The following is a 1,632-nucleotide window of genomic DNA, read 5'->3' as shown; positions in this document are numbered from 1 at the left end:
ACCCCAATGTGGTCAACTTAAGCCCAGAATGCTGAAAATTCAACGATTCTGGGCTTATATTCTGGATTTTTTTATATAAATATCTTGACATATCCTCCTAAATATGTGGTTTATAGATTAAGCAATATTACGTTACCAGCGAAATATTTATCTATTCCAATACGTAGGAGGTATGCCATATGAATCGAACTAATATTTGTAAAAATATCGTCCAATCCATTAAAGATTATATCACAGATCAAGTTAAACTGGAACCCCATCGGGTGGAAAAACATTTTGTACGGCGAAGAAAACTTTCACTTTTGCAAGTTATTATTTATCTGTTCTTCTCTTCAAAAGCTTCCATGTTCCAGAATCTTTCACAGATCAGAGAAGAACTGGGCACGCTTTCTTTTCCGGATGTTTCAAAACAGGCACTTTCCAAAGCCAGACAGTTCATTAATCCTTCACTGTTCAAGGAACTTTATTATCTTTCTGTTGATCTGTTTTACAGCCAGATCCCTTCAAGAAAGCTGTGGCAGGGTTATCATCTTTTTGCAGTAGATGGTTCCAGGATCGAACTTCCGAATTCAAAATCAACTTTTGATTTCTTTGGCGAAATGTCCAGCTATCCTGATCCAAACCGACGTTATACCATGGGACTGGCTTCAATAATTTATGATGTTCTGGATGATTATATCCTTCATGCATCTATCCATAAATTTCTTTCCTCTGAACGAGCAGCTGCATTAGAACATCTTAAAGTTCTTGAAGATATGGGACTATATAACAACAGTATTATTATTTTTGACAGAGGTTATTATTCAGAAGATATGTTCCGCTACTGTGTAGAGCATGGGCATCTCTGTGTTATGAGACTGAAAGAGGGAATCAATTTATCTAAAAAATGCAATGGTGATATGATTTCCATTCTTCAGGGAACTTCAAAAGAAGGTACTTCCGATGTACCCATACGTGTCCTTGAGATTCCGCTTGATGATGGCACAAAAGAATATCTTGCAACAAACCTGTTTGATCCTGCTGTTACAAAAGATATGTTCCGGGAACTTTACTTCTACAGATGGCCTGTAGAACTTAAGTACAAAGAACTAAAAAGCCGCTTTGCCATGGAAGAGTTTTCCGGTGCTACTGCAGTGTCTATACAGCAGGAATTTTATATAAATATGCTTTTATCGAATCTGGCCTCTCTTATAAAAAATGAAGCAGATGAAGAAATACAGATTTCTGCCAAAAGCACAAATAAGTTCCGTTATCAGGCCAATCGTGCATTTATCATTGGACGGATCAAAAGTATTGTTCCCAAAATACTCTGCGGACTGTTTGAGCTTTCAATTATTGAACAGTTATATAAAGATGCTGTACGTTGCAGATCACAGCTTCTGCCCGGAAGGTCATTTCCAAGGAAGAAATTGAAATCCAAGGGACGTTCACATTTCCGAAATAAGAAAGCTTCTTTTTAAAATAGAGCCAGCATTCATCAATAGGCTTATTTAAGTGCGGCAATTTTTATGAATCTTCTGGTTTCCAACAAAACAGCAACTGTTTTCTGTCATAAACCGATTAATTTTGTAGTTTGCATTGGAGGCTATTTGCTAATATGTCCCTAAGTTGACGCTAGGTTGACCACATTGG

The 1,632-nt window shown here is 37.0% G+C and carries 1 protein-coding gene; it reads left to right on the top strand.

The window, feature by feature from the left end; all coding sequences use genetic code 11:
- The first annotated feature begins 179 nt into the window (after positions 1-179).
- Positions 180-1,460: an IS4 family transposase gene (locus tag LJE09_RS17155; RefSeq protein ID WP_020993819.1), complete on the top strand. Its 1,281-nt coding sequence runs from the start codon at positions 180-182 to the stop codon at positions 1,458-1,460.
- The last annotated feature ends 172 nt before the right edge of the window (positions 1,461-1,632 follow it).

Origin of the sequence: Blautia sp. DFI.3.45, from assembly GCF_020593505.1 — a bacterium.
GTDB lineage: Bacteria > Bacillota > Clostridia > Lachnospirales > Lachnospiraceae > Blautia_A > Blautia_A wexlerae.
Note: the sequence above shows the minus strand (reverse complement) of the source record. Positions and strands in the feature narration are given on the sequence as shown.